Origin of the sequence: Wolbachia endosymbiont of Drosophila barbarae, from assembly GCF_044752445.1 — a bacterium.
Lineage (GTDB): Bacteria > Pseudomonadota > Alphaproteobacteria > Rickettsiales > Anaplasmataceae > Wolbachia > Wolbachia pipientis.
Window position 1 is genome coordinate 1 of the sequence record NZ_JBIXJM010000163.1, and the last position, 1981, is coordinate 1981.

The 1981-nt window shown below is 36.8% G+C and carries 3 protein-coding genes; all 3 read right to left on the reverse strand.

The features are described 5' to 3' along the window. The coding region (locus tag ACIPNH_RS03145; RefSeq protein WP_400771683.1) for a phage portal protein at positions 1-911 on the reverse strand (911 nt) is incomplete at its 3' end. Continuing rightward, the gene (locus ACIPNH_RS03150; RefSeq protein ID WP_400771685.1) at positions 908-1612 is read right to left on the reverse strand and encodes a glycoside hydrolase family 25 protein; all 705 of its coding nucleotides are present in this window, start codon (positions 1610-1612) and stop codon (positions 908-910) included. The genes ACIPNH_RS03150 and ACIPNH_RS03145, both read right to left, overlap by 4 nt. Further along, positions 1609-1833 carry a hypothetical protein gene (locus tag ACIPNH_RS03155; protein WP_400771687.1) on the reverse strand — a complete coding sequence of 75 codons (225 nt, stop codon included), beginning with the start codon at positions 1831-1833 and terminating at the stop codon, positions 1609-1611. The genes ACIPNH_RS03150 and ACIPNH_RS03155 overlap by 4 nt, the downstream gene beginning before the upstream one ends. Positions 1834-1981 lie beyond the last annotated feature (148 nt).

Consider the following 1981-nt stretch of genomic DNA (forward strand, 5'->3'; position numbering starts at 1 on the left):
GACGGTTCTGAAAATTTTATGTCTTCTCCTGGGTCTAAAAGCTGCATTGTTCCTGGCTCTAAACCTGATAATGCTACTCCTTGCTCATTCGCTTCGCCTTCTCCTAAAATATTTGCCTCAGGATCGAGTCTCGTAATAAACCCTGCAAACATCGCTGCTGTCTTTTTTCTCACTAATTCTGCATCATCATACTGGTCAAGTTCATAAAGCTTTAGCAGTATATTAGAAAGCCATGGCTCTCCCCTAATTTGCCCAGGTCTTAGTGGTCTATAAATATGTAAAACATCGTTTGCTGGCACTCTTACTGACTCTCCAAAGGTATTTTCACCAGGGTGTTCTTTAAATAGGTAGTATGCTTCTCTTTGCCCAAGCCTGTTAAACTCAATCCCGTTTCTTATTACATTACCATTTCCTAAAGTTTGATTTGTTTTATTATCTAGATGTTCAGACTCAAGTACTTGCAGTTGTAATGGCACAGAAAATCTATCTTCCAGCTTTCTCGTTCTTAAACGTACAAAACATTCTCCTCCCTCTATTATACTTCTGCATACCAGAGCTTGTAATCCATAAAAATCACTTACTCCGTTACTGTCTGCTTCATCTGTCCATTTTAGCCATAATTCTTGCACCTTCTTTCGAAATTCTCCATCTCTTGCTTTTGATTGCGGTTTTATTCCTGTTCCAATAGAGTTACTTACTATCGTATCAATTATATTTGCTGCATATGGATTTTTTCTTACCATATCCCGAGAGCGGCTACGTAAGTGCCCAAGGCTCTGAGAAAGTAAATTATTTATGCTTCCTGTTTCTCCTTGCCAATACATCACTCTTCTTCCTGAGCCTGACGCATCCCAAGCAGACCTTTTGATTTTTGGCTTACTAAATAGGTGTTTGAAATTTTTCAGCATCATACTAACCAAAATTCTCTTAATTCTTTCAAAGTTCCGTTAAATTTATTTCTGTCACATTTTCCGATTCCTTCTACTTCATGTGGCTCTGGACTTGTTTTACCGTCAGTATATTGCCATAAAATCCAATCATTCCAGCCTTTTGGTAATGTGAGCTCTTTTCTCCAGCTTGCTATCCATAATGGACATTTTGTCAAAGTTGGCGTGGCAAAATCCTTAAGAAAATAGCTACTGCCATAAATTAGGGGTAATCTTCCTGTTACTTCTTCAACTCTCTTTACAAATTCCTCAGCTTGCTTAACTGTAATATTTTTGCCACTTTTGTTTTCTTCAATATCCAGCGCAAGTATGGTATTTTTGCTTTCGCCTACCGTTTTTAGAAAATGATCAGCTTGATTTTTGCCGTTTCCTTCTGTGCCAAAATGATATGCTCCCCAGAGTAATCCTTCTTCTTCAGCTTTCTTTCTTCTCTTCGCATACTTTGAATCCACATATTTTAGTCCTTGTGTTGCCTTATGAATTACTCCAACTATACCACTCTCTTTAGTTAACTCAAAATCCACATTTTCTTGCCAATGTGACAAATCTATTATTCCATTTACCGGACTCTCTCTATTCTCCCATAGTTTTATAAAAGTTTTTAATTGCTCTAAAAATTCAGAATATTCCTCTTTTACAACTTTTCTCAGAAAATTTTCCCTCATATAACTTCTTTATTTGTTGCAAAAATAATCTTTCGTTTAGGCTTCATTCCAGCAATCTTTAGTTCACCTTTGATGCGTTGTCTGAGGCTGAGCAAATCATTTATCTGAACTTCAGCATATCTCACAACATGGTCACCATATGCAATTGATACCACTCGTTCTCCGTTTTGTAGTTTCTTTATCGCTTCTTCGACTTGAATTAAATACTCTTCGTTGTACATCTTACTTCTCATTCAACCATTTGCTTTGTCTCACTTTCTTAGGTTTTTTGCTTTCTGGCTTTTCACTTAAACTATTCCATTTATAGCTCTTTTCATAGAAGTCCGGATGTGATAAGATAAGGATAGAAGATGATAAGGAGGTTGAGTG

Coding starts and splice junctions, on each gene's coding strand:
- ACIPNH_RS03155 (WP_400771687.1), bottom strand. CDS start 1,833: ATGTACAACGAAGAGTATTTAATTCAAGTCGAAGAAGCGATAAAGAAA.
- ACIPNH_RS03150 (WP_400771685.1), bottom strand. CDS start 1,612: ATGAGGGAAAATTTTCTGAGAAAAGTTGTAAAAGAGGAATATTCTGAA.